This window comes from Phreatobacter sp. (assembly GCF_016793595.1).
In the GTDB taxonomy this organism is placed as follows: Bacteria; Pseudomonadota; Alphaproteobacteria; order Rhizobiales; family Phreatobacteraceae; genus Phreatobacter.
Window position 1 is genome coordinate 22,009 of record NZ_JAEULY010000015.1, and the last position, 23,853, is coordinate 45,861.

A 23,853-nucleotide genomic window follows, 5' to 3' on the forward strand; every position below is an offset into this window, starting at 1 on the left:
CCGGCGTCACGCCTTCGGCGGGAACAGCCGGTAGGTGCAGACGCCCTCGGCGATGACCGCGCCGCTCTCGGCCAGAACCTCGATGCGGACGAAGGCGACGCTCCTGCCGCCGCCAGTGCGAACCGCGCGGATGGTGAGCAGGCCTTCCCGCGCCGTGCCGAGATAATTGATCGTCAGCGACAGGGTCGCGCCCGCGGGGCCGCGTGTCTCCGGGTCCCCGCCGCCCCGACCATCCGTCAGCGTCGCCGGTCCGCCGAGCGCGGCATAGCCGGCGGCGGCATCGATCAGCGTCGCGACAAGTCCGCCGTGGAGATTGCCGCCCCGGTTCATGAAGTCCGGCCGGATCGGACAGGTGATGATCGCCCGCCCCTCGCCCCATTCGGCCACCTTCCAGCCAATGACCTTGTGAAACGGGCTGTGGCGGTGCGGCGGGTGCAGCTCGGACGCATCGGCTGGTTCGGTCGTGTCTGCCATGCCGCCTGTTTCCCTCGTCGACTGCTTGCGTGCTCCCCGCTTGTGAGGCGTCGGACAGGCGCTGACAACCCATCCGGAGGTCAGGCCCCGGCAGCGGGATTTGCGGCGCGACGGTCGACCGACGCGCAGTAGGCATCGTAGAGGTCCAGCGTCTGCGGGTCCGGCCGGAGATCGGCGAGCGTGGTTCTCAGCCGCCTCAGCGTGCCGGCGACATCGGCCGGCGCGTGGCGTCCGTCCGCCATCAGGCGGTCGGAACTGGCGATGATCGCCAGGACGCGCTCGGCGATCTCCTGTTGCGCGACGCCCGGCAGGTCCGCTTCGGCCGCGCCGGCGGCCCATGCCGCACTCAGCCCGTGCTCGGTCTTGTCCCAGTGATGTGGCCGGCGGCGCAGTTCCCAGACGGCACGCAGGGCGGCAATGCCCATGGCCAGCCAAGCCAGGGGCAGCAAGGCGAGCCAGGGCGCGAACCCTTTCCGGCCGGCGCGCCGCCTGCCGACGAGCATGTGCAGAATGCTGCCGAGATAGCCGGCGAGGAAGACTGCGGCCGCAGGACCAATCCAGTCCGGCCAGACACCCCGCGCGATGGTGACCGCCAGCCCGACCCAGCAGACGATGTGAACCAGAGCCGAGCCGAGCGAGCCCGCCAGCGTCGCCACAAGCGCCAGCACACCACCTGCGCCGAGTTCGCGCCAGAGACGGCGTGGCCGCCGCGCCAGCACGGCCAGCGTCTGCAACCAGCCCTTGAACCAGCGGCTGCGCTGCCTGAGCCAACCGGAGAAGGTGGGCGGCGCCTCCTCGACGGTCGGCGTGGCGATGGCGCCGATACGCCAGCCGTTGCAGGCGAGACGAAAGCCGAGGTCGGCATCCTCCGTCACGTTGTAGGGGTCCCATCCGAGCGACTGGCGCAGGGCGTTGATCCGGAAATGGTTCGACGTGCCGCCGAGCGGCATGGGCAGGCGCAGTCGGGCGAAGGCCGGCAGCAACACCCGGAACAGCGCATCGTACTCCGCCGCGAAGAACCGGGTCAGCCAGGTATCGTCGGGGTTCGCGATGGAGAGCGGCGCCTGCAGGCAGCCGAGCCGCGCCCCGGCGGCGGCGAATGTCTCGGCGGCCTCGCGCAACTGGGCGCGGCCGGGCCGGTCCTCGGCGTCATAGACCGCGACGAGCTCGCCGCGCGCGAAGGGCAGCGCCATCATCAGCGCCCGTGGCTTGGTGCGTGGACCGCCCGGCGGGAGCACGAGAATCTCGACTGTCGGCGGCAGCGGCCGCGCACGCACGGCAGCGAGCGTCTCGCCATCGTCGGCTTCGAGGATCAGCTTGATATCGAGCCTGGCGGCCGGATAGTCGATGCGCCCGAGAGCCGCCAGCAGCGAGGCCGCCACCCGCTCCTCGCGATAGAGCGGACAGAGCAGCGTGTAGCGCGGCAGATCACGGTCTTCGAGCGACCTGCGCGGAAGCGCCTCGACCGCCATGCCCGAAGCGACCAGACGGAAGACCGTCCAGACGAGCACCGCGGCGCCGATGATCCCGCCCGCCATGGCCGCCAGCCAGGCCGGACCGGTGGTGAGGCAGACGAGCAGAATGGCAAGCGCCAGCGTCACGCCCGTCGCCATCCGCGCCATCAGCGCGCCGTCGCTCGCCGACCGGTCGGGATCCTCGCGCAAGAGGGCATGATTGGCCTCGTCGATCCAATGCCCGGCGGCCCATTCGCGAATGAGCCGGGCAAAGGCTTCCGGCGTTGTCACCAGCACGGGCAGCAGCCCAGCCGCCACCCCGCGCGGATTCGCCGCGATGCGCTCGGCCTCCTCGGGCCCCGGCGCGATCAGCCGCGCCTTGCCTCCCACGGCGCGGTCGATGCCGACCTCGCCGCGCTGGACGATGGCGAGCCAGTCGGCAGGGTCTGCTGCAATGGTCGGCGTCGCGCCATCGAGGGACGTGGCGATGCCACCGATCCGCGCAGCCAAGGCCCTGGCGACCGCTGCCGGCGTGGTTCGGCCAAGCGCGACAGCAGCCTCGAGTTCGCTCACACCCCACTTGCGCGCCACGAAGGCGACGAGAAAACGCGCATGGGCGGGCACCAGCGCCTCGACCAGAGTGATCCCCGGAATCGCCGGGTAAGGCGGCCGCGCCCGCGCGTCGTCGCTCCGGCGAGGAGGCGCGGAACGCTTCACGGCGGCGGCAAGCCGCTGGCGGAACCCCGCTGCCTCCATCCCCCGTCGTCCCGGTCGCGCGGCCCCTCCCGCGCGGTGTCGATCACGCTATAAGGGGTTCCATACCGGCATCAGTCGGACGAACCCGGATCACGTGTCTTGCCCGCACGGCTTTCACTCTTGGTTGTAACCGCGCTGATGCTGGCCACGCTGCCGGCCACCCCGCAATCGCCGGCAGCGCCCGCCGGCGGTCGCCCCTCGGAGACCGAAGCCGCGCCGCACGTGCCGATCCCGGGCTTCTGGGACCCGCGCCGGCGCACCGAGCGCGTCGATCTCACGCGCGTCCCGCAGATCCGCTTCCTGACCGAGGACGACTATCCGCCGTTCAACTATGCCGGCGCGGACGGCCAGCCGACCGGCTTCAACATCGATCTCGCCCGCGCCATCTGCGAGGAGCTGAAAGTGCCCTGCACAGTGCAGGTGCGCCGCTTCGACACGCTGACGGACAGCCTCGACCGCAATGCCGGCGACGCCATCATCGCCTCGCTGGCGATCACGCCGGATGTCCGCCGCCGCTACGAGGTCTCCGACCGCTATCTGGAACTGCCGGCGCGCTTCGTCATGCGCCGCGACACGCAATTGTCCGAAGCCACGCCGGAGGCGCTGGCCGGACGCTCCATCGCCGTGGTCGAAGGCACCGCCCACGAAGCCTATGCGAGTGCCTTCTTCCGCCGCTCGGCGATCCGCCGCTATCCGAGCATCGAGGCCGCGCGCAAGGCGCTGAGCGAGCGCAACATCGACGTGATGTTCGCCGATGGCGTCGCCAGTGCCTTCTGGATCAATGGCGAGGCTTCGGCGGGCTGCTGCCGCCTGCTCGGCGGCCCGTTCACCGAGAGCCGCTATTTCGGCGAGGGTCTGTCCATCGTCATGCGGCGGGGCAACGAACCGCTGCGGCGGGCGATCAACCACGCGCTGCAGCGGCTCTGGGAGCGCGGCGTCTATGCCGAGCTCTACCTGAAGGCCTTCCCGGTCGACATCTACTGACGCTGCGCCGGATCGACCATGACCGTCATTGCCAGAACCATCGGGCGCATTCGCGCCGGCGCGCGAAATCGGTCAACCCGATATCGGCGAGCCCGTCGCGGTCGAGTTCGGCGAGCGGCGGGCGGGTCTCGCTCCGCATCCGCCAGAGCCGCCAGATCGCAGGAAGGCGGGCGAGCCGAAAGGGCGTCACATGGCGGCGCAGGCGAGGAGTGGCGTGGGTCATGGCCGCAGGATGCCGGCGCTGGCGGCCGAATGGTTCGGGACCGGCCGAAGCGTGAAATGACCCTCAGCGCCTCGCGACAAAGCCAGCAAGCCGCGGATCGACGGAGAAGGCATCGCGACCGAAGCCAAGGCGCATCTCGGGAAACTCGCGCAGCGCCTGCACCCCCGAGGCGCTGAGCCGGATGCGCCAGGTCTGCCGATCGACCGGCTCGGCGGCGGCGAAAGCCGCACAGGTAAGCACGGCGAGATTGGCGCGAGCCTCCGGATCGCGCACCGAGCGATAGCGGATGGCCTCAACCCCCACTCCGCGCGCCGCCTCGGCGAGGCTCTGGCACGCGGCATAGTCGGTCGGATGCGCCCACAGCGCTGCGTCGCCGTCGAGCGGCGGTGCCGTCAGATCAAGCGCGAAGGGCGTGCGGATGGAGGCGGAGAAGGCGGTGTACTCGGCGGCATTGGACGGCCAGGGCGTATCGGGCGATTCCGCGAAGAACAGCAGGCGGTAGAAGGCCATCTCCGCCACCGCCGTCTCGGGGTTTTCCGCTGCGTAGAAGACGCCCGCTGTCCGCCCCACCCGCCGGAAGCGCGACCCCGCCGGATAGATCGCGCCATAGCGGAACGGCGTCGCCAGCAGATAGTCGAGATGCCGGCATTCCGGCGGCACCGCCGGCTTGGTTGCCTCGACCAGCCGCTCCAGAACCGCCTGCTCCTCCACGTCGTCGACGAGCTTCATCGTCGAGACGCGGTGCTGCGCTTCGACGAGACGCCAGACCTTGCCCGCATAGGCGCGCGCTTCAGACGAGAGCGCGGCGGGCGTCCAGATAGGCGATGACATCGACAAGACCGGAAACGGTGCGGATATGGTCGAGCGGCACGGCATCCAGCACCGTGTTCGGATTGCGCAGCCAGGCGCGCGCCACCGCCTCGTCGCCGCCGGCAATGGCGTCGAGCGAGCGGAACAGGCGGATGAACAGCACGGCCAGCTCGAAGGGCTTCGATGCGCGCTCCAGCGCGAAGCCGCCGCTCTTCATGCGCGAGGCCGTCGCCTCCGAGACGCCGATGATCCCCGCCAGCACCTTGGCGGGAACGTCGAGCGCCTGCGCCGCGCGCAGCACTGCCTTGGTAACGACGGTGGCCTCGGACGGCCGAGCTTTGGCCTGGGCATCGTAGCGAAGCATTGAAAACTCCCAAGGAAAGAATGGCACAAAATTCTTTCCTTGGGAAGATACGCGCCAGCTTCAGGCCGCCCGCCGCGCCTTCGCCTCCAGATGCGCCTTCGCCGCCGCCAGCCCCTCCTCCATGATGCCGGCGACGACCGGCCCGAGATTGTGCGGCAGGATGTCGGCGATCCAGACCCGCCGGCTTGCGCCTGCCCCTTCGTCGAAGACCTGCATCGCGCCATTATGGTGCTTCGCCCGCCCGCCAATGGCCGACCAGACGAAGCGGCGGGCCTGATCGTCGACATCGACGATCAATTCGCGGAGAACGAGACCGGATGCGAAAGTGACGACGCGCAGGTCGCCGCTTTCCATGCGGGCGTCGGTGACGACGCCGGGACAGAGCCGGGTATGCACCTGCCCGTAATCGCGCACCGCCGACCAGACCTCGGCCGATGGCGCGTCGATGACGACTTCCTTGCGGATCGACGCCATGACGATACTCCCTCAGCCCATGAACACGGCTTCCAGATTGTTGTTGTCGGCATCGATGACGAAAGCGGCGTAATAGGTCGGCGAATAGTCCGTGCGGATGCCCGGCGCGCCGTTATCCTTCGCGCCCGCCTTGAGCGCAGCCGCATGGAAGGCGTCCACCTCCGCCCGGCTCTTCGCCCTGAAGCAGATATGCACGCCGGTCGCGCCGGCATTGGTGGTCGGGTGCAGCCAGAGCGGGATCGTGTCCTTGTCGGGTCCGAAGCCGGCATAGCCCTCGCCGCTCGGGCCCGGCTTGTGGCCGAGGGGAGCCAGCGCCGCCGTGTAGAACGCGACCGCCTTCTTCATGTCCTTCACGCGCAGTCCGAGATGGTCGTACATGACATCCTCCAGTGTTTGGAGCGTCAGGCTACGGCGAGGCGTGCAAGCCGCTCTTGGAATAAATTGCGCTCGCCGCGCGCAGCCTTGCGGAAGGCGCCCGGCGAGACGCCGGCGGCGCGGTGGAACGAGCGCACGAAATTGGACAGGTCGCCGAAGCCGACATCGTAGGCGATGGCGGTGACCGACGGCTCCGGCTCGGCAAGAAGGCCCGCCGCCCGCTTCAGCCGGCAATGCACCAGATACTGATGCGGCGTGACGCCGATCACGCGGCGGAACAGCCGCAGGAAGTGGAACGGCGAGAGGCCGGCGAACCGCGCGACGGCATCGAGGTCGATGGCGTCCGCCGCATGCGCTTCGATCCAGAGCGCGGCCTCGACCGCCCGGCGGCGGTCGCTGGCGCTCGCCGCCTGCGGCCTGCCGCTCCATCCCGAGACGATCGTGAGAAAGCGCTCGCCGATGAGGTGGCCGACCTCGTCGAGCCCGATATCGCTGCGCCCCTCGGCGGCGGCCTGCGCCAGTTCGCCCAGCACCGCAAGATCAGGGGTCGGCGGCACGGCCCGCGTCTCCCAGGCTTCGCGAAGCGGGCCGAGCCAGTCCGCGCCTTCCGCGGTGAACTGGAAGGAAAGGCACTCGTCGCCCTTGTCGTGGTGCTCGTGGGTGCAGCAATAGTCGTCGCCCGGCCGGCCGACGAGGATCGAGCCCGCGACGAGATCATAGGACCGGCCACGGCTCCTGAGGCCAAAACTGCCGCGCCGGACATAGGACAGCGACAGGCGGTCGTGCATCTCCGTGAAGGGCCGGTCGTCGGGACCAGCCTCGCAGCGATAGTCCATGACGCGGAGCGAGGCGCAGTCGCAGAGCCGTTTTGCGCGGATCATGGCGGCGCACCTTTCGCCGACGGCCGGGCGGCGAGACCAAAAGCGGGGTCGCCGTCGAACAGGGTCGGCTCGGCGCTGGTGCGCGCCCGCTCGATGGAGAGCAGCTTCAGCTTGGTTTCGACGCCGCCATTGGCGGAGAAGCCGCCGGTCCTGCCACCCGCCGCCAGCACGCGATGGCAGGGCACGATGATCGGGATCGGGTTCTTGCCCAGCGCCTGCCCGACAGCCTGCGCGCCATTCGGCTCGCCGATGCGTCGCGCGACCTCGCCATAGGTCAGGGTCTCGCCGGGCTGGATCGTCAGCGCCACGTCATAGACGCGGCGGTAAAGATCAGGCTGGCCGGACAAGTCGAGCGACGCCTTCGACAGGTCAACCGGCTCGCCATCGATCAGGCGGATGACGGCATCGACCACCGCGCGGACGACAGGCGGCGGCTCGCTCTCGACCGCTTCAGGAAACCGGCGCGTCAGGCGCGCCCGCGACGCGGCGTCGTCGCCCTCCGGCAATTGCGCGCCGACAATGCCGTCCGCACCCCAGGCGATGCCGCAGGTGCCGATGGCCGTCTCGAACAGGATGAAGCCCTGGTTTGGCATGATGGGTCTCCTAACACGCGCCGCGCCGAGCCATGGCAGCATGTGGCAGCAGCGAGTTCATTGACCTGTTACCCCCGCCGCCCTATTGCAACCCACCCGTTTCATTGGTTTCCGTCTGGATTTTGCCATGCTTCCCGCCATTCCCTCCACGCCGGCCCTGATCGAGGCCGGCCGCGCCTGCACCGCCTGGCCGTTCGAGGAAGCGCGCAAACTCATCGCGCGGCTGGAGAAGAAGCCGAAGGACGGACCTGTCCTGTTCGAGACCGGCTACGGCCCCTCGGGCCTGCCGCATATCGGCACGTTCGGCGAGGTGGCGCGCACGACCATGGTGCGCAACGCCTTCCGCCTGCTGACGGACGACAAGGTGCCGACGCGGCTCCTGTGCTTCTCCGACGACATGGACGGCATGCGCAAGATTCCGGACAACGTGCCGGATCGCGCCTTCCTCGAACCCTATCTTCAGATGCCGCTGACGGCGGTGCCGGACCCGTGGACCAACGAGTTCAAGAGCTTCGGCGACCACAACAACGCCATGCTGCGCCGGTTCCTCGACCAGTTCGGCTTCGATTACGAGTTCGCCAGCGCCACCGAGTATTACCGGGCCGGCCGCTTCGACGAGGTGCTGCTGCGCGCCGCCGAGCGCTACGACGCCATCATGGGCGTGATGCTGCCGACGCTGGGCGAGGAGCGGCAGGCGACCTATTCGCCGTTCCTGCCGATCTCGCCGACGACGGGGCGCGTGCTCTACGTGCCGATGAAGGAGGTGAACGCCCGCGACGGCACCATCACCTTCGCCGACGAGGATGGCCGCGACGTCACCATGCCGGTGACCGGCGGGCGCGCCAAGCTGCAGTGGAAGCCGGATTTCGGCATGCGCTGGGCGGCGCTCGGCGTCGATTTCGAAATGTTCGGCAAGGATCACCAGACCAACGCGCCGATCTACGACCGGATCTGCGAGATCCTCGGCGGCGAAGCGCCGGAGCACTTCGTCTACGAGCTGTTCCTCGACCAGGACGGCCAGAAGATCTCGAAGTCGAAGGGCAACGGCCTGACCATCGACGAGTGGCTGACCTATGCCTCGCCGGAGAGCCTGTCGCTGTTCATGTACCAGAACCCGCGCAGCGCCAAGCGGCTGCATTTCGACGTCATTCCGCGCAATGCCGACGACTATCTCGCCTTCGTCGAGAAGTACCCGGTGCAGGACGAGAAGACGAAGCTGATGAACCCGGCCTGGCACATCCATGCCGGCTCGCCGCCGAAGGTCGCGGTGCCGATCTCCTTCTCCATGCTGATGAACCTCGTCTCGGTGTCGAACGCGCCGGCGAAGGAGGTTCTCTGGGGCTTCATCCGCCGCTATGCGCCGGACGCGACGCCGGAGAAGAACCCGAAGCTGGACGAGCTCGCCGGCTATGCCGTGCGCTACTTCCACGACTTCGTGAAGCCGACCAAGGTCTACAAGGCCGCCGACGAGGTGGAGCGCGAGGCGCTGCAGGCGCTCTCCGCCGCGCTGATGGCCATGCCCAGGAACGCCAGCGCCGAGGACGTGCAGGCCGCCGTCTACGATGTCGGCCGCGCCATCCCGCGCTATCAGGACCTGAAGGCCAAGGGCGCGACACCGGAAAAGCCGGGCGTCTCGTCGGAGTGGTTCTCGGCGATCTACAAGGTGCTGCTGGGGCAGGAGAAGGGTCCGCGTTTCGGCTCCTTCTCGGTGCTCTACGGCCTCGACGAGACGCGCGCGCTGATCGGCAAGGCGCTGGCTGGCGATTTCGTCAAAACCGCCTGACGGACCGCCGGATCGCTGCGCTCCCGCGGCGATCCTACTGGCTCACCCACATGATGCGCGCCATCCAGGCGATCTCGGCGACCGGGAACGTGCGATCGGCGTGGTCGGCGTTGAGCGAGGTCAGCTCGACCGATTTATTGGTCTGGCGCTTGAGCTCCTTGGCCATGATCTCGCCCTCGGTCGTCTGCACCACGACGCGGTCGCCGCGCCGGACGGGCGCGACCGGCGAGACAACGATGCGGTCGCCGTCGCGGTAGACCGGCAGCATGGAATCCCCCTGGATTTCCAGCGCGTAGATCGCCTCGTCGGGAACGTCGGGAAAGGACACCTCGTCCCAGCCGTTGCCGGCCGGAAGGCCGCCCGCATCGAAATAGCCGCCCGCGCCGGCCTGCGCGAAGCCGAGAATGGGCAGCGGCCTGGTGCTCATCCTGGAGCCTCCGACGAGCGAGACGAATTCGCCGAAGCTGGTGGAGGTAGCGTTGAGGACCTTCGCGACGGATTCGGTGGAAGGCCACCGCTCGCGCCCGTCCAGCATCACGCGCTTCGACTTGTTGAAGGTGGTGGCGTCCAGCCCGGCGCGCTTGGCAAGGCCCGAGGCCGACAGGCCGTTGGTCTCGGCCAGCCGGTCGATCGCCGCCCAGATATCGGCATGCGAAAACATGGCAAACTCCCGATCGCGTGGCCGGTGATGCGTGTCTTCCACGCCACGGCGCAGTCAGAATTCAGGAAGACCATCCGATTGTAGGATTATTGCCCTTTCACGTCGATGTCAATCGGAATATACGCTGCCCCGGGCGGGGCGTTTTCGGCCAGCCCTTGCATCGCCGGCGCGGCGAGGCCAAAGCCTGACGCGGAAACGGTGAATGCCATGTCTGCGACAATCTACAAAATATCCCCGCTCGCCGCGTGGCGGCAGGCCGAGGCCGCCGGCATCTTCACCGGCGCTCCGGTCGATCTCGCCGACGGCTACATCCATTTCTCGACAGCCGCGCAGGTGCGCGAGACCGCCGCGAAGCACTTTGCCGGCCAGAAGGACCTGCTCCTCGTCGCCGTCGATGCGGCGGCGCTCGGTGCGGCGCTGAAGTGGGAGCCATCGCGCGGCGGGGCGCTGTTCCCCCATCTCTATGGCGACCTGCCGATGAGCGCGGTGCGGTGGACCAGGCCGCTCGCCCTCGGCGCCGACGGCGCGCATCTCTTCCCGCCGCTGGACGCCTGACACGTCGCGCGGTTGACAGGCGGGATCGCCTCCGCAAGCCTGTGATCCGAAGCTTTCGCCAAGCAGCGGCCGGAATGGCTGCCAGAGAGAGCCGCCATGTATCGCGCCGTCACGCGGGGCATCCAGGTCACGGTCACGCCGGAATATCTGCCCGAGCGCTCGGAGCCGGACGAAAGCCAGTATTTCTGGGCCTACCGCGTCGAGATTCTCAACCTGTCGGGCGAGCGCGTGCAATTGCGGGCGCGCTACTGGCAGATCACCGACGAGCACGGCAAGGTTCACGAGGTGCGCGGCCCCGGCGTGGTCGGCGAGCAGCCCGTCATCGAATCGGGGGCGGCGTTCGAATACACGTCCGGCTGCCCGCTGACGACGCCGACCGGGATCATGGTCGGTCACTACCTGATGGTCACCGAGCGCAACGAGAGCTTCCAGGCGGAGATTCCGGCCTTCTCGCTCGACAGCCCGCACGCCAACCGCACGGTCAACTGAGCGCGCGCACCAGCTGGTAGAGCGCCAGCCCGCTGACCAGCAAACCGACAACGCCCATCAGCAGGTGCGGCTTCAGGTGGCGGACGAGATAGCCGCCGAGCGGGGCCGCCAGGACGCCGCCAATCACCAGTGCGGCGATATGCTGGACATGGGCGATGCCGAGTTCGACGAAGAACGTCGTCGAAACCGCGATCGTCACGAAGAACTCGGCGGCATTGACCGAGCCGATCACCTTGCGCGGCGCATGGCCCGATCCGATCAGCGTCGACGTCACCATCGGCCCCCAGCCGCCACCGCCCACGGCGTCGAGGAAGCCGCCGACAATGCCGAGAGGCGCCGTGAAGGCGGCCGGCGCATCCTCGCGCGGGCGGGACAGGCGCGCCGCCTTGACGAGGATCAGGATGCCCACGGCCAGCAGATAGGCCGAGACGAAGGGCAGGATCGCCTTGCCGTTGACGTTGGAGAGCACCCAGGCGCCCACAACGCCACCGACGACGCCGGCAATGCCGAGCGTCAGGAACAGCCGGCCGTCGATGTTGCGGTGGTAGAGGTGCGACAGGCCGGATACCGCGGTCGTCGCGACTTCCGCGGTATGGGTCGTGGCGCTGGCCTGCGCCGGCGGCAGTCCGAGCGAAAGCATGGCGCTGGTGGCGATCAGGCCGAAAGCCATGCCCAGCGCGCCGTCGACGAGCTGCGCGAAGAAGCCGATGCCGACCAGCAGGATGAATTCGACCGTCATTCCACCCCACTGTTCCGGGAGTGCCGCGGGCTCCGTCAGCCGGCGATCAGAGTGCCGTCAAACCACCATCGACGACGAGGGCATGCCCCGTCATGAACGAATTTTCGGGCGAGCAGATCCATAGCATGGCCTGGACGATCTCGTCGGCCGTGCCGGGGCGGCGCATGGGCATGGTCTGGACCAGGCGGCCGACCATCTCCTCCTGCGTGCGCCCGTCCTGCATCAGGCTTTCGGTCAGCATGGGAGTCTCGGCGAAGGCCGGACAGATGGCATTGACGCGGATGGACTTGCGCGCGACCTCGGCCGCCGTGGTCTTGGTCAGGCCGATGACCGCGTGCTTCGCCGCCGCATAGGCGGCCAGCAGCGGCGCGCCGGTGACGCCGGCCACCGAAGCGGTGTTGAGGATCACCCCGCCGCCGTGCCGCTCCATGACCGGAATCTGCGCCTTCATGCCGTGGAAGACGCCCATGACGTTGATGTCGAACATCCGCCGCATCACGGCTTCGTCGGTATCGACGAGCTTCATCGTGCCGTGGGCGACGCCGGCATTGTTGAGCGCGACGTCGAGACCGCCGAAGGCATCGACCGCCGCCTGGACGAGCAGCTGCACCGCCGGCCCGTGCGCGACATTCGTCACCTGCGCCACGGCCTTCGCGCCGATCGCCTCGGCGCGCCGCTTCGTCTCGGCCAGCGCTTCCGCCTGAATGTCGCCGAGCACGAGGTTCGCGCCCTCGGCGGCGAAACGCTCCGCCGCGCGGCGGCCGAAGCCGCTGGCCGCGCCCGTGATCAGGACGGTCTTGCCGGCATAGCGTCGCATGGCGGTCATTTCACTTCCCTGTCGATCACATCGACGGCCATGCGGCCGAGGATCGGGATGTTGTCCTTCACCTTGAGCGCGCGCTCAGGGTTGGAGGCATTGCCGGTGAGCGCCCGTTTCAGCACGCCCTGCAGGATCGCCGCCATGCGGAACAGCGAGAAGGCGAGATAGAAGCCCCAGTTGGGGATGCCGTCGAGGCCGGTGCGCTGGCAGTAGCGGGCGACATATTCCGCCTCGGTCGGAATGCCGACGGCCTTGCGGTCGATGCCGGCGAGCCCCCGGAACGACCCTTCGTGCGGCAGGCGCCAGTGCATGCACTGATAGGCGATATCGGCGAAGGGATGCCCGATGGTGGAGAGCTCCCAGTCGAGAATGGCGAGCAGCCTCGGCTCGTCATGGGCGAAGATCATGTTGTCGATGCGATAGTCGCCGTGGACCAGCGACGAGCGGCCATCGTCGGCGGGAAGGTTCTGCTCCAGCCAGACAATGGTGCGGTTGATGTCCGGGTGATCCTCGGTCTCCGAGGCGCGATACTGTTCGGCCCAGCGCGAGAGCTGCCGCGCGAAATAGTTGCCGGGGCGGCCGAAATCGGCGAGCCCGACCTTGGCGGGATCGACCATGTGCAGGGCGGCGAGGGCGGCGTTCATGGCGTCGTAGATGCCGGCGCGGTGCTCATTCGAGACCTCCGGCACGGCCGGGTCCCAGATGATGCGGCCATCGACGAATTCCATCACGTAGAAGGCGGTGCCGATGACGCTCTCGTCCTCGCACAAGGCATGCATGGCCGGGACCGGAACGCCAGTGCCATCGAGCGCCTTCATGACCCGGTACTCGCGATCAACCGCGTGGGCCGACTTCAGGAGCTGCCCCGGCGGCTTCTTGCGGAGCACGGCCTTGCCGCCGGCATGGGTCAGCATGAACGTGGGATTCGACTGGCCGCCGGCGAACTTCTCGGCCTTGACCGGGCCCTTGAAGCCCGGCCAGTGGGCCTCGAGATAGGCGCCGAGCGCGGCTTCGTCGATCGTCATGGCGGGCTGGGCTGCGGGCGAAGCCAAGGTCTCAACTCCGGATCGAAAGGCGCCCTCGCGAGGGCGGCGAACTGCAACCGGCGCACCACGCAGGGCGATGCGCCTCGGCTGGAGAATGTCGCACGCCCGCCATGCCCGCGTCCCGTCCGCCGGACGGACGAGTGCGGTTACACTTCCAGCCACTCCTTGCGGACGGTTTCATTGGCCTTGAGCTCCGCCGGGGTGCCCTCGAACACGATGCGACCGTGGCCCATGACATAGACGCGGTGCGAGATGTCGAGGGCGATGGAGAGCTTCTGCTCGACCAGCAGGATGGCGACGCCGCGCCGGGCGATCTCCGAGATCAGCTCGCCGACCTGACGCACGATCAGCGGCGCGAGCCCCTCCGTCGGCTCGTCGATCATGACGAGGTCGGGGTCGCCCATCATGGTGCGGCACATGGTGAGCATCTGCTTCTCGCCGCCGGACAGCACGCCGGCGGGCGCGTCGGCGCGGGCCGCGAGGTTGGGGAACATGTCGAGCGAGCCCTGGATGGTCCAGCGCCCTTCCTTCTTCGCGTCCTTCATGCCGAGCATGAGGTTCTGCCGGACGGTCAGGTCCGGAAAGATGTCGCGGTGCTCCGGCACGTAGCCGATGCCGAGACGGGCGATGCGGTGGCTCGGCAGGCCAGCGATGTCGCGGCCCTTGAAGCGGATCGTTCCGTGCGGCGGCACCTCGCCCATGATGGCCTTGACCGTGGTGGAGCGGCCGACGCCGTTGCGACCGATCAGGCTGACCACCTCGCCGGCATCGACGTGGATGTCGACGCCCTGCAGGATGTGGCTCTTGCCGTAATAGGCGTTGAGACCCGAAACCTCGAGCATCAGGCGGCCTCCTCGCCGAGATAGGCTTCCTTGACCTTCTTGTTGGCGCGGATCTCGGCCGGCGTGCCGGACGCGATGATCTGGCCGTAGACCAGCACCGAGATGCGGTCGGCGAGGCCGAAGACCACGCTCATGTCGTGCTCGACGATGACCAGCGTGCGCCCTTCGGTGACCTTGCGGATCAGCGCCACGGCCCGCTCCGTCTCGTGGTGGCTCATGCCCGCCGTCGGCTCGTCCAGCAGGATGACCTTGGCGCCGCCGGCGATGGTCACGCCGATCTCCAGCGCGCGCTGGTCGGCATAGGAGAGCAGGCCCGCCGGGGTCTCGCGCACGGCCGAGAGCCCGATCAGGTCGAGAATCTCCTCGGTCCGCTGCTCGACATCCTTCATGCCGGAAATGAAGCGCCAGAAGACGTAGCGGTGGCCGAGCGCCCAGAGGGTCGCGCAGCGCACGTTCTCGTAGACGCTCATGTTGTGGAAGATGTTGGTCACCTGGAACGAGCGCGACAGACCGCTCCGGTTGATCTGGAACGGCGGCGCGCCGCTGGCCTTCTGGCCGTTGACGAGAATCTCCCCCGAGGTCGGCGGGAAGGCGCCTGAAATCAGGTTGAACAGGGTCGACTTGCCGGCCCCGTTCGGCCCGATGATGGCGTGACGCTCGCCGGCGGGAACCTCCAGCGAGACGTCGCGGATGATCTGCGCCGCGCCGAAGTTCTTGACGACATTGGTCAGGACCAGAGCGCTCATGGCGCGACCTCCCGGAAGCGCAGGGCCGCGCCGAGCGTGCCGCGTTGCCGCCAGCGCACCGCGACGGTCACGATGGCGATGCCCGCCGCCACGATGATGCCGGCCAGCACCCAGTTGAGCGGGCTGGTATGGACGAAGTCGCGGCCGAAGGCGCGGAATGGCCGGCCACCCTCGCGGATACGGTAGGCCATTTCGATCACCATCACGGCGCCGAAGAAGGTCGTCAGTCCGCCGAGGGTGCCGAGCAGCCAGCCGGGCAGTTTCTCGGCGAGTTCGCCGCGCTTCACCGCGCCGAGAATGCGCGCGACGATGCCGCCGATGCCGAACGGCGCGAAGAGCACCATCACCACGAAGAGCAGACCGAGATAGAGCTGCCAGACCTTGGTGAAGTCGGAGAGCATGGACTGCATGAAGGTGATGATCGCCGCGCCGATGATCGGACCGTAGAACACGCCGGCGCCGCCGATGAAGGTCATCAGCAGCACGGCGCCCGAGCCCTGGGCGCCCAGCGTCTCGGGATTGATGATCTCGAAATTGACCGCCGACAGCGCCCCCGCAAGGCCCGCGAAACCGCCCGAGATCAGGAAGACCAGGAAGCGGATGCGCTGGGGGTCGTAACCGATGAAGGCGACGCGGTCGGGATTGTCGCGCACCGCATTGGCGAGGCGCCCGAGCGGCGTCTTGGTGAAGGCCCACATGGCCAGCGTCGAGACGAACATCCAGAAGGCGATGAAGTAGAACACGTGGATCTGCGGCCCGAGCGTGAGACCGAAGATGCGCGGGCCGGCCGAGCGATCGCCGGAAATGCCTTCCTCGCCGCCGAAGACGGAGACGAACATGAAGCCGGCGGCGGCGACCAGTTCGCCGATGCCGAGCGAGATCATCGCGAAGGGCGTGCCGGAGCGGCGGCAGGAGAACCAGCCGATGACAGCGCCCGCCGCCATGCCGGCCATGAAGCCGACCAGCGGCACGGCGAAGACCGGGATGCCCAGCCGCTGCGCCTTGATGGCGACGACGAGGTGGATCGCCGCATAGCCGCCGAGACCGAAATAGACGGCATGACCGAAGGACAGCATGCCGGACTGCCCGAGCAGCATGTTGTAGGCGAGCGCGAAAACCACCCAGATGCCCATGACGTTCATCACGGTGAGCGAGGTCCGCGAGGTGAACACCATCGGCAGGGCGAGGAGGATCGCGGCGAAGGCGACCCAGACCGCCAGGGTGCGGAGTGTCGAGGTCCGGCTCATGATTCACGCGCTCCCATCAGGCCGCGCGGCCGGAAGATCAGGACAAGGACCAGCAGCAGGAAGGGCAGCATGGGCGCCACCTGCGCCAGCGTGATGCGGCCGAGGTCGGAACGGTTGGACACCATGACGCCGAACCTCGCGAGCAGGTCGGACAGCGAGGCATCGACAGCCACCGCGAAGGTCTGGATGAGCCCGATCAGGATCGAGGCGAGGAAGGCGCCGCCGAGCGACCCCATGCCGCCGACCACCACGACCACGAAGACGATGGGGCCGAGGGTGAGCGCCATGGCCGGGTCGGTGACCAGCAGCGCGCCGCCGATGACGCCCGCCAGCGCCGCCATGCCGCAGCCCACCGCGAAGACGCCCATGAAGACCAGCGGCACGTTGTGGCCGAGATGGCCGACCATGTGCGGATGGGTCAGCGCGGCCTGCACGATGAGGCCGATGCGCGTCTTCTTCAGCATCAGCCAGAGCGCGATGAACATCAGCACCGCGACGATCATCATGAACACGCGGAACGAGGGATATTGCGTGCCCCACAGCGTGAACAGCGGCTGCTGCAGCACGGCCGGCGGCGAGTAGGGAACCGGGTTGCGGCCCCAGATCAGCTTGACGATCTCCTCGATCAGGAAGGCGATGCCGAAGGTGAACAGGAGCTCGGCGACGTGGCCGTGCCTGTGGACGTTCCGCAAGCCGTAGCGCTCGACCACCGCGCCGATGCCCGCGACCAGGATCGGCGCGAGGAACATCGCGACCCAGAAGCCGGTCGTGGCCCCGATCGCATAAGCGAAATAGGCGCCGAGCATGTAAAAACTGGCATGGGCGAAGTTCAGCACGCCCATCATGGAGAAGATCAGCGTCAGCCCGCTCGACAGCATGAAGAGCAGGAGGCCGTAAAGCACCCCGTTAAGGGTCGAAAAGACGATCGTCTCCATGCGGAGAAGCTCCGGTCAGGATGGCGCGGGAAACCCTCGGCCGGGTATGGCGAAACCGGCCGGGACGCGAGGACGCCCCGGCCTTGGACGCGACGGGCGTGGATCAGGCCGCGGGGCGCTGCATCCGGCAGGTCGTCGGGGTGATGGTCGCCTGCGCCTCGATCTTGACGTCGGTCTTGAAGCCGAACCCGGTATTCTCCAGGTCGAACTTCACGTTCTCGGCGAAGGTCGAAATGTAGAGCGGCTGGATCAGCTGGTGGTTTTCCTTCTGCATGAAGGCCTTGCCGGTGGGCGTCTCGATCTCGAGTCCCTCGAGCGCCAGCGCCACGGCCTTCGGATCGGCCGAGTTCGCCTTCTTCATCGCCGCCGCGAGCATGTCGAACATGACCTTCACGCGGAAGTAATAGTAGTCGAGATTGTGGAGCTTCTTGAAGTCCGTGACCACCTGGTCCATACCGATATTCTCGATATTGGCATGCCACTCGGTGATCTGCTTGACGAGGCCGACGGCCGACTTGCCCATCGCCGTCGGCGCGCCGAGACCGCCGCCGTAATAGGTGAGGAACGGCACGTTGAAGCCCGTGTCGGACGCCGCCTTGATCAGCAGCGTCATGTCGGTGCCCCAGTTGCCAGTGATCACCGCCTGCGCGCCCGCCGCGCGCATCTTGGTGATGTAGGGCACGAAGTCGCGGACGCGGCCGAGCGGGTGCAGCTCGTTGCCGACGATCTCGATGTCCGGGCGCTTGACCTTCAGCATGGCCACCGCGGAATCGGCGACAGCCTTGCCGAACGAGTAGTCCTGGCCGATGACGTAGATCTTCTTGATGTTGGTGAGACCTTTGAGATAGTCGGTCATCGCCGCCATCTTCATGTCGGCGTCGGCGTCGAAGCGGAAGTGCCAGAACGAGCACTTGTCGTTGGTGAAGGCCGGGTCGACCGCCGCATAGTTCAGATACAGCATCGACTGGTTCGGATTGCGCTCGTTGTGCTTCTCGACCGCCTCGATGATGGCGGCGGCGACCGACGAGCCGTTGCCCTGGCTGACGAACCGGAAGCCCTGGTCGATGGCCTTTTCCAGCTGGACGATGGCTTCCTTCGGATTGGTCTTGTTGTCGAAGCCGACTACTTCCATCTTGCGGCCGTTGATGCCGCCGCTGGCATTGATGCGGGCGGCCTCGAACTGGAACTGCTTCAGGCCGTTGTCGCCGACATTGGCGAAGGGGCCGGAGAGCGGATCGATATAGGCGATGCGGATCGGCTCGCCCTGCGCGAGCGCGGGCATGCCGGTGAGCGCCGTGGCGGCCAGGGCGGAGCCGACGAACTGGCGGCGGTCGATACGGGTCATGTAGTCCTCCTCAAACGGGCGGCCGCGCCTGCGATGAGGCGCCTCGTCGGCCGCGGGTGCTTCCTCTAGCGATCGGCCGCTTCGCGCGGCTCTCATCGAATTGGGCCGGCGGCCGCCTTTGGCGACCGCCCGTCTCATCAGTCAAACAGGTCAGACGACCTCGAACAAGCCGGCAGCACCCATGCCGCCACCGATACACATTGTCACAACCACGTTCTTCGCGCCGCGGCGCTTGCCCTCGATGAGCGCGTGGCCGACGAGGCGGGCACCCGAGACGCCGTAGGGGTGGCCGACGGCGATGGCGCCGCCATTGACGTTCAGCCGGTCATTCGGGATGCCGAGCTTGTCGCGCGAATAGATCACCTGCACGGCGAAGGCCTCGTTCAGCTCCCAGAGATCGATGTCCTCGACCTTCAGGCCGGCGCGCTTCAGGAGCTTCGGCACGGCGTAGACCGGGCCGATGCCCATCTCGTCAGGCTCGCAGCCGGCGACCGCGAAGCCCTTGAAGATGCCCAGCGGATTGAGGTTGCGCTGTTCAGCGAGCTTCGAGTCCATGACGATCGCCATCGAGGCGCCGTCCGAGAACTGGCTGGCATTGCCGGCCGAGATCACGCCGCCCTCGAGGGCGGGACGGATCTTGGACACGCCCTCGTAGGTCGTGTCGGCGCGGATGCCCTCGTCCTCGTTGAGGGTGACCTCCTCCTGCCAGGTGCGCACGACCTCCTTCTTGTCGTTCATCTCGAACTTGGTCATGGAGGTGGTGAAGGGCACGATCTCGTCGTCAAACTTGCGGCCCTGACGGGCGGCCGCCGCGCGGCGCTGGCTCTCGACGCCGTATTCGTCCTGGAGCTGGCGCGAAATGCCGTAGCGCTTGGCGACCGTCTCGGCGGTTTCCAGCATCGACATGTAGATCGCCGGCTTGTGCGCCTTCAGCCACGGATCGATCAGGTTCGACTTGTTCATCGTGCCCTGCACGAGCGAGATCGATTCGACGCCGCCTGCCGCGTAGATGTCGCCCTCGCCGGCAAGGATCCGCTGCGAGGCGGTGGCGATCGTCTGCAGGCCCGACGAGCAGAAACGATTGATGGTGAGGCCCGAGACGGAGACGGGGCAGCCCGCCGAGATCGCGATCTGGCGCGCGATGTTGGAGCCGGTCGCGCCTTCCGGATTGGCGCAGCCGACGATGACGTCCTCGACCTCGGCCGGGTCGATCTTGGCGCGCTGGATGGCGTGTTTGGTGGCATGCCCGCCCATGGCCGCGCCATGGGTGTTGTTCAGCGCACCGCGGAACGATTTGGCAAGGCCCGTGCGGGCGGTGGAAACGATGACGGCTTCACGCATGGCTGTTCTCCTTCGTGATCCTGATGTTCAGCCGCGGGGCGGAAGGGTGACGCCCTTCGCCGCTGCGGCCTTCATGGCGAATTTGGTGGTCTGCTCGAAGGCGCCCTGCAGCGCCTTCTGGCCGTCCGGATTCGAGATGTCGTCGAAGCGGGCGGCGATGGTTTCCGGCGTGCGCTCGGCTTCGTCGAGCCAGATGCCGTCGGTTTCGTAGATGATCGTTCGCGCGAACGCGCCCGCGCCCGCGCACAGGATCGTGCGCGACGGTCCCTTCTCGCTGACGAGGAAAAGCACGCCGGGGGTGATCGATTCCGGCGTCAGCAGCTTCAGCGATTCCGGCGGCAGCAGCTCTTCCGTCATGCGCGTCGCGGCGGTGGGCGCCAGCGTGTTGACGCGGATGTCGTTCTTCGCGCCCTCCTGATGCAGCACGTTCATCAGGCCGACCATGGCGGCCTTGGCGGCACCGTAGTTGGACTGGCCGAAATTGCCGTAGAGGCCCGAGGACGACGACGTGAAAACGATGCGGCCATAGTTCTGGGCGCGCATGATGTCCCAGACCGCCTTGGTGCAGTTCACCGTGCCCATCAGATGCACGTCCACCACGGCCTCGAAGTCGGCGAGCTCCATCTTGGTGAAGGTCTTGTCGCGCAGAATGCCGGCATTGTTGATCAGGATGTCGATCCGGCCGAAGGCGTCCATGGTCTTCTTCACCATGTCCTGCACCTGGGCGACATCGACGACGTTCGCGCCGTGCGCGATGGCCTCGCCGCCCTTCGCCTTGATCTCGGCGACCACCTTCTCGGCGGCTTCGGAGGAGCCGCCGGTGCCGTCGCGGGCGCCGCCGAAATCGACGATCACGACCTTGGCGCCGCGCTCGGCGAGGCCCAGGGCATGCGAACGGCCAAGGCCGTTACCGGCCCCGGTGACGATGGCGACGCGCCCGTCGAAACGAATGCTCATGCTGATACCCTCAAGCGAGATAGGACAGGGTGATCCAGTCGGCGACGAGCGCCGGCTTGTCCGACCCCTCGATCTCGACGGTCACGGTGTAGGTGGTCTGGTGCTGCTTGGGGCTCTTGGAATCGAGCGCCTTCAGCACGAAGCGGCCGCGAATCTTCGCGCCAGAGCGCACCGGCGAGACCATGCGCAGCTTGTCGAAGCCGTAGTTCACGCCCATGACGCGATTGGCGATCTCGGGCAGCGCGTCATAGGCCATCGCCGAGAGCATGGAGACGGTGAGGAAGCCGTGGGCGATGGTGCCGCCGAACGGCGTCGCCTTCGCCTTCACCGGGTCGATGTGGATGAACTGGTGGTCGTGGGTGATGTCGGCGAAGGCGTCGATGGCCGATTGCGGAATGTCGATCCATTTCGATAGGCCGATCTCCTGCCCGACCTTGCCAGCCAGTTCCTCGATGGTAACGGTCGCCATGGGTGAAAAACTCCGGTTCTTCGATCAGAAGCCGCGCGCCAGCGCGACGCGGTCGGCGTGGAAATCGGCATCGCCGTAGAGCGACGAGGCCACCTGCATCCGCTTCATGAACAGGCCGATGTCGATGGCGTCGGTCATGCCGATGCCGCCGTGCATCTGCACCGCCTCCTGGCTCGCGAGCCGCGCGACGGACGAGGCCTTGGACTTGGCGACGGAAACGGCGAGCGAGGCCTTGTCCGCATCCGCGTCGAGCGCCTGCAGGGCCGACAGCACGGCGGACCTCGCCAGCTCGACCTCGCAGAACAGATGCGCGGCGCGGTGCTGCAGCGCCTGGAAGGCGCCGATGGTGCGGCCGAACTGCTTGCGCTCCTTGAGGTAGTCTACCGTGCGAGCAAAGCTCTCCTGCGCGTTGCCGGAGAGTTCCGCCGCGAGGCCCGCGCGGCCCGCGCCAAGCACGATCTCCAGAAGAGCGAAACCGTCATCGACCTCGCCGATCACATCGTCGGACGTTACCTGGACGCCGTCAAAGGCCAGTTCTGCTGCACCGCGGGAGTCCAGGGTCGACAGCCGTTCGGTGGCAAGTCCGCTGGCCTTGGGATCGACCAGGAACAGACTGAGGCCGCCCTTCTCCCCGGCCGCGCCACCCGTGCGCGCCGCGACGAGGATCGCGTCGGCGGCGTGGCCGTCGACCACATAGGTCTTCTTGCCCGACAGTTTGAAGCCATTGCCGGAGCGCTCGGCCGTCATCGCGGTGCCGGCGGGATCGTGGCGGCGGCCCTCGTCGATGGCGGTCGCGATGATCGCCTCGCCCGCGACGATGGCGGGGAGCCATCGCTGCTTCTGCGCGGGCGTGCCCGCGCGCGAAAGCGCCGTCGCCGCCATCATCGCCGTGGACAGGAACGGCGAGGCGGTGAGCGTGCGACCCATTTCCTCGCAGATGACGCCGGCACCGACGAAACCGAAGCCAAGACCGCCCTGGTCCTCCGGCACGAGCACGCCGGTCCAGCCCATCTCGGCCATCTGGCGCCACAGGTCGCGGTCGAAGCCATCGGCGACCTTCCCGTCGCGAATCTTGCGCAGCGCCGCCACCGGCGCCTTCTCCTGGACGAAGCCCCTGGCGGCGTCCTGGAGCATCGTCTGATCGTCGTTCAGAACCAGCATGGCGGCCTCACGCGGACGGCAGTTGTAGGAGGCGCTTGGCGACGATGTCGAGCATCACCTCCGACGTGCCGCCCTCGATCGAATTGGCCTTGGTGCGCAGCCAGCCGCGCGCCAGCTCGCCGTCATTGGTGCGCGCGCCCTCCCATTCGAGGCCGGACGAACCGGCGGCGCGCATCATCAGCTCGTAACGCCGCTTGTTGAGCTCCGTGCCGTAATATTTGAGCACCGAGGACTTGTCGCCGACGCCCTTGCCGCCGGATGCCGCCTCGTCCTTGTAGCGGGCCATGGTGGAGGCGAAGGCCAGCGCGTCGACCTCCGCGCGCGCGGCGTCCGCGCGCAGGAAGGCATCGGCCAGCCGGCCCGCCTCGTCCGTGCCGATCTCGCTCGCGGCGAGTTGTCCGGGCGAACGGCCGCCGAGCAGTCCGCCGCCCCCGCCGCCGATCATCTCGCGCTCGTGGGTCAGCAGGTACTTGGCGATGTCCCAGCCGCGGTTGAGCGTGCCGACGAGGTTCGCCTTCGGCACCTTCACGCCGTCGAAGAAGGTCTCGCAGAACGGCGACTTGCCGGAGATCAGCATGATCGGCTTGGTCGAGACGCCCGGCCAGGTCATGTCGAACAGGATGAAGGAGATGCCGAGATGCTTGGGCGCGGAGAAATCCGTGCGCACCAGGCAAAAGATCATGTCGGCCTTGTCGGCATAGCTCGTCCAGATCTTCGAACCGGTAACGGCGAAATGGTCGCCGGCATCGTCGGCGCGAGTCTGAAGGGAGGCAAGATCGGAGCCGGCATTGGGCTCGGAATAGCCCTGGCACCAGCGGACCTCGCCGCGCGCGATGCGCGGCAGATGCTCTTTTTTCTGCTCCTCGGAGCCGAAGGCCAACAGCGCCGGGCCGAGCATCCAGATGCCGAAGCTCTCCAGCGGCGAGCGCGCCTTGATGCGCGCCATCTCCTCCTTGAGAACCTTGACCTCCTCGTGGGAGAGGCCGCCGCCTCCATAGGCCTTGGGCCAGGCGGGCACGGTCCAGCCGCGCGCGGCCATCCGCTCCATCCAGACCTTCTGGGCATCGGACTTGAACACCCAGTTGCGGCCGCCCCAGCAGATGTCCTCGTCGCCACGCACGGGCACGCGCATTTCGGCCGGACAATTGGCATCGAGCCATGCACGGGTGTCCCGCCGGAAGGCCTCCAGCGCGTCCATCGGCATCCTCCCAGATCGCCGGCATTTCGATGGCCGGCCGCATTTCGTTCGTTGACGTCCCTTCAGACACAGGGACATACTCAAGAGTATGTTCGGCCCCCCGGCCGTTGTCGAGCCCCCATGTCCGGGAT

At 67.7% G+C, this 23,853-nt stretch carries 27 protein-coding genes; 4 read left to right on the forward strand and 23 right to left on the reverse strand.

What is annotated here, in order from left to right:
* Positions 1 to 6 precede the first annotated feature (6 nt).
* Together JNK84_RS15065 and JNK84_RS15070 are read right to left on the reverse strand one after the other, a co-directional pair.
* Positions 7 to 474 (reverse strand): PaaI family thioesterase, encoded by a 468-nt coding sequence (locus tag JNK84_RS15065; RefSeq protein ID WP_293425262.1) that lies wholly within the window; start codon positions 472 to 474, stop codon positions 7 to 9.
* Between the two features lie 80 nt (positions 475 to 554).
* Positions 555 to 2,684 (reverse strand): glycosyltransferase family 2 protein, encoded by a 2,130-nt coding sequence (locus JNK84_RS15070; protein ID WP_293425264.1) that lies wholly within the window; start codon positions 2,682 to 2,684, stop codon positions 555 to 557.
* 138 nt (positions 2,685 to 2,822) lie between these two features.
* Here JNK84_RS15070 and JNK84_RS15075 point away from each other — a divergent pair, with 138 nt between their 5' ends.
* Positions 2,823 to 3,668, forward strand: a complete 846-nt coding sequence (locus JNK84_RS15075) for a transporter substrate-binding domain-containing protein (protein ID WP_293425266.1) — start codon at positions 2,823 to 2,825, stop codon at positions 3,666 to 3,668.
* Positions 3,669 to 3,693: 25 nt separating this feature from the next.
* Here JNK84_RS15075 and JNK84_RS15080 read toward each other — a convergent pair whose 3' ends face one another.
* The 7 genes from JNK84_RS15080 to JNK84_RS15110 all read right to left on the reverse strand — a co-directional run bounded on the left by JNK84_RS15080 (position 3,694) and on the right by JNK84_RS15110 (position 7,388).
* Positions 3,694 to 3,891 carry a DUF1127 domain-containing protein gene (locus JNK84_RS15080; RefSeq protein WP_293425267.1) on the reverse strand — a complete coding sequence of 66 codons (198 nt, stop codon included), beginning with the start codon at positions 3,889 to 3,891 and terminating at the stop codon, positions 3,694 to 3,696.
* A 63-nt stretch (positions 3,892 to 3,954) separates the two neighbouring features.
* Complete coding sequence (locus tag JNK84_RS15085) at positions 3,955 to 4,722, reverse strand: RES family NAD+ phosphorylase (protein ID WP_293425268.1); 768 nt, start codon at positions 4,720 to 4,722, stop codon at positions 3,955 to 3,957.
* Positions 4,682 to 5,065: an MbcA/ParS/Xre antitoxin family protein gene (locus JNK84_RS15090; RefSeq protein WP_293425269.1), complete on the reverse strand. Its 384-nt coding sequence runs from the start codon at positions 5,063 to 5,065 to the stop codon at positions 4,682 to 4,684. Before JNK84_RS15090 ends, JNK84_RS15085 begins: the two co-directional genes overlap by 41 nt.
* Before the next feature lie 60 nt (positions 5,066 to 5,125).
* Complete coding sequence (locus tag JNK84_RS15095; RefSeq protein WP_293425271.1) at positions 5,126 to 5,539, reverse strand: SRPBCC family protein; 414 nt, start codon at positions 5,537 to 5,539, stop codon at positions 5,126 to 5,128.
* 12 nt (positions 5,540 to 5,551) lie between these two features.
* On the reverse strand, positions 5,552 to 5,917 hold the full coding sequence (locus tag JNK84_RS15100; RefSeq protein ID WP_293425273.1) for a VOC family protein: 366 nt from the start codon (positions 5,915 to 5,917) through the stop codon (positions 5,552 to 5,554).
* A gap of 23 nt (positions 5,918 to 5,940) precedes the next feature.
* Complete coding sequence (locus tag JNK84_RS15105; RefSeq protein ID WP_441343260.1) at positions 5,941 to 6,792, reverse strand: helix-turn-helix domain-containing protein; 852 nt, start codon at positions 6,790 to 6,792, stop codon at positions 5,941 to 5,943.
* Positions 6,792 to 7,388 carry a methylated-DNA--[protein]-cysteine S-methyltransferase gene (locus JNK84_RS15110; RefSeq protein WP_293425276.1) on the reverse strand — a complete coding sequence of 199 codons (597 nt, stop codon included), beginning with the start codon at positions 7,386 to 7,388 and terminating at the stop codon, positions 6,792 to 6,794. The genes JNK84_RS15105 and JNK84_RS15110 overlap by 1 nt, the downstream gene beginning before the upstream one ends.
* Before the next feature lie 127 nt (positions 7,389 to 7,515).
* On the opposite strand from JNK84_RS15110, the gene JNK84_RS15115 reads away from it, so the two are divergent.
* Positions 7,516 to 9,171 (forward strand): lysine--tRNA ligase, encoded by a 1,656-nt coding sequence (locus JNK84_RS15115; protein ID WP_293425278.1) that lies wholly within the window; start codon positions 7,516 to 7,518, stop codon positions 9,169 to 9,171.
* A 34-nt stretch (positions 9,172 to 9,205) separates the two neighbouring features.
* Here JNK84_RS15115 and JNK84_RS15120 read toward each other — a convergent pair whose 3' ends face one another.
* A complete protein-coding gene (locus JNK84_RS15120; RefSeq protein ID WP_293425280.1) occupies positions 9,206 to 9,832 on the reverse strand; it encodes a S24 family peptidase in 627 nt (208 codons plus the stop codon).
* A gap of 207 nt (positions 9,833 to 10,039) precedes the next feature.
* Here JNK84_RS15120 and JNK84_RS15125 point away from each other — a divergent pair, with 207 nt between their 5' ends.
* Positions 10,040 to 10,387, forward strand: a complete 348-nt coding sequence (locus tag JNK84_RS15125; protein WP_293425281.1) for a DUF952 domain-containing protein — start codon at positions 10,040 to 10,042, stop codon at positions 10,385 to 10,387.
* Positions 10,388 to 10,483: 96 nt separating this feature from the next.
* Positions 10,484 to 10,876 (forward strand): Co2+/Mg2+ efflux protein ApaG, encoded by a 393-nt coding sequence (apaG, locus tag JNK84_RS15130; protein WP_293425283.1) that lies wholly within the window; start codon positions 10,484 to 10,486, stop codon positions 10,874 to 10,876.
* Here apaG and JNK84_RS15135 read toward each other — a convergent pair.
* The 13 genes from JNK84_RS15135 to JNK84_RS15195 all read right to left on the reverse strand — a co-directional run bounded on the left by JNK84_RS15135 (position 10,869) and on the right by JNK84_RS15195 (position 23,722).
* Positions 10,869 to 11,615, reverse strand: coding sequence for a sulfite exporter TauE/SafE family protein (locus JNK84_RS15135; protein WP_293425285.1), 747 nt, complete (start codon positions 11,613 to 11,615; stop codon positions 10,869 to 10,871). The genes apaG and JNK84_RS15135 overlap by 8 nt on opposite strands.
* Positions 11,616 to 11,661: 46 nt before the next feature.
* Positions 11,662 to 12,441 (reverse strand): SDR family NAD(P)-dependent oxidoreductase, encoded by a 780-nt coding sequence (locus JNK84_RS15140; protein ID WP_293425287.1) that lies wholly within the window; start codon positions 12,439 to 12,441, stop codon positions 11,662 to 11,664.
* A complete protein-coding gene (locus JNK84_RS15145; RefSeq protein WP_293425911.1) occupies positions 12,438 to 13,460 on the reverse strand; it encodes a phosphotransferase family protein in 1,023 nt (340 codons plus the stop codon). Before JNK84_RS15145 ends, JNK84_RS15140 begins: the two co-directional genes overlap by 4 nt.
* A 167-nt stretch (positions 13,461 to 13,627) precedes the next feature.
* Positions 13,628 to 14,323 (reverse strand): ABC transporter ATP-binding protein, encoded by a 696-nt coding sequence (locus tag JNK84_RS15150; protein WP_293425289.1) that lies wholly within the window; start codon positions 14,321 to 14,323, stop codon positions 13,628 to 13,630.
* Entirely contained in the window at positions 14,323 to 15,069 is a 747-nt protein-coding gene (locus tag JNK84_RS15155; protein WP_293425291.1) for an ABC transporter ATP-binding protein, read from the reverse strand. The genes JNK84_RS15150 and JNK84_RS15155 overlap by 1 nt, the downstream gene beginning before the upstream one ends.
* Positions 15,066 to 16,316 carry a branched-chain amino acid ABC transporter permease gene (locus tag JNK84_RS15160; protein ID WP_293425292.1) on the reverse strand — a complete coding sequence of 417 codons (1,251 nt, stop codon included), beginning with the start codon at positions 16,314 to 16,316 and terminating at the stop codon, positions 15,066 to 15,068. Before JNK84_RS15160 ends, JNK84_RS15155 begins: the two co-directional genes overlap by 4 nt.
* On the reverse strand, positions 16,313 to 17,251 hold the full coding sequence (locus JNK84_RS15165) for a branched-chain amino acid ABC transporter permease (protein ID WP_293425294.1): 939 nt from the start codon (positions 17,249 to 17,251) through the stop codon (positions 16,313 to 16,315). Before JNK84_RS15165 ends, JNK84_RS15160 begins: the two co-directional genes overlap by 4 nt.
* A gap of 103 nt (positions 17,252 to 17,354) precedes the next feature.
* Positions 17,355 to 18,596 (reverse strand): branched-chain amino acid ABC transporter substrate-binding protein, encoded by a 1,242-nt coding sequence (locus tag JNK84_RS15170; protein ID WP_367272356.1) that lies wholly within the window; start codon positions 18,594 to 18,596, stop codon positions 17,355 to 17,357.
* Between the two features lie 150 nt (positions 18,597 to 18,746).
* Positions 18,747 to 19,937 (reverse strand): acetyl-CoA C-acyltransferase, encoded by a 1,191-nt coding sequence (locus JNK84_RS15175; protein WP_293425296.1) that lies wholly within the window; start codon positions 19,935 to 19,937, stop codon positions 18,747 to 18,749.
* A gap of 27 nt (positions 19,938 to 19,964) precedes the next feature.
* The gene (locus JNK84_RS15180; protein WP_293425297.1) at positions 19,965 to 20,894 is read right to left on the reverse strand and encodes an SDR family NAD(P)-dependent oxidoreductase; all 930 of its coding nucleotides are present in this window, start codon (positions 20,892 to 20,894) and stop codon (positions 19,965 to 19,967) included.
* Positions 20,895 to 20,904: 10 nt separating this feature from the next.
* Positions 20,905 to 21,363, reverse strand: a complete 459-nt coding sequence (locus JNK84_RS15185; RefSeq protein ID WP_293425299.1) for a MaoC family dehydratase — start codon at positions 21,361 to 21,363, stop codon at positions 20,905 to 20,907.
* Positions 21,364 to 21,387: 24 nt separating this feature from the next.
* Complete coding sequence (locus tag JNK84_RS15190; RefSeq protein WP_293425301.1) at positions 21,388 to 22,524, reverse strand: acyl-CoA dehydrogenase family protein; 1,137 nt, start codon at positions 22,522 to 22,524, stop codon at positions 21,388 to 21,390.
* 7 nt (positions 22,525 to 22,531) lie between these two features.
* Positions 22,532 to 23,722 (reverse strand): acyl-CoA dehydrogenase family protein, encoded by a 1,191-nt coding sequence (locus JNK84_RS15195; protein WP_293425303.1) that lies wholly within the window; start codon positions 23,720 to 23,722, stop codon positions 22,532 to 22,534.
* Between the last annotated feature and the right edge of the window lie 131 nt (positions 23,723 to 23,853).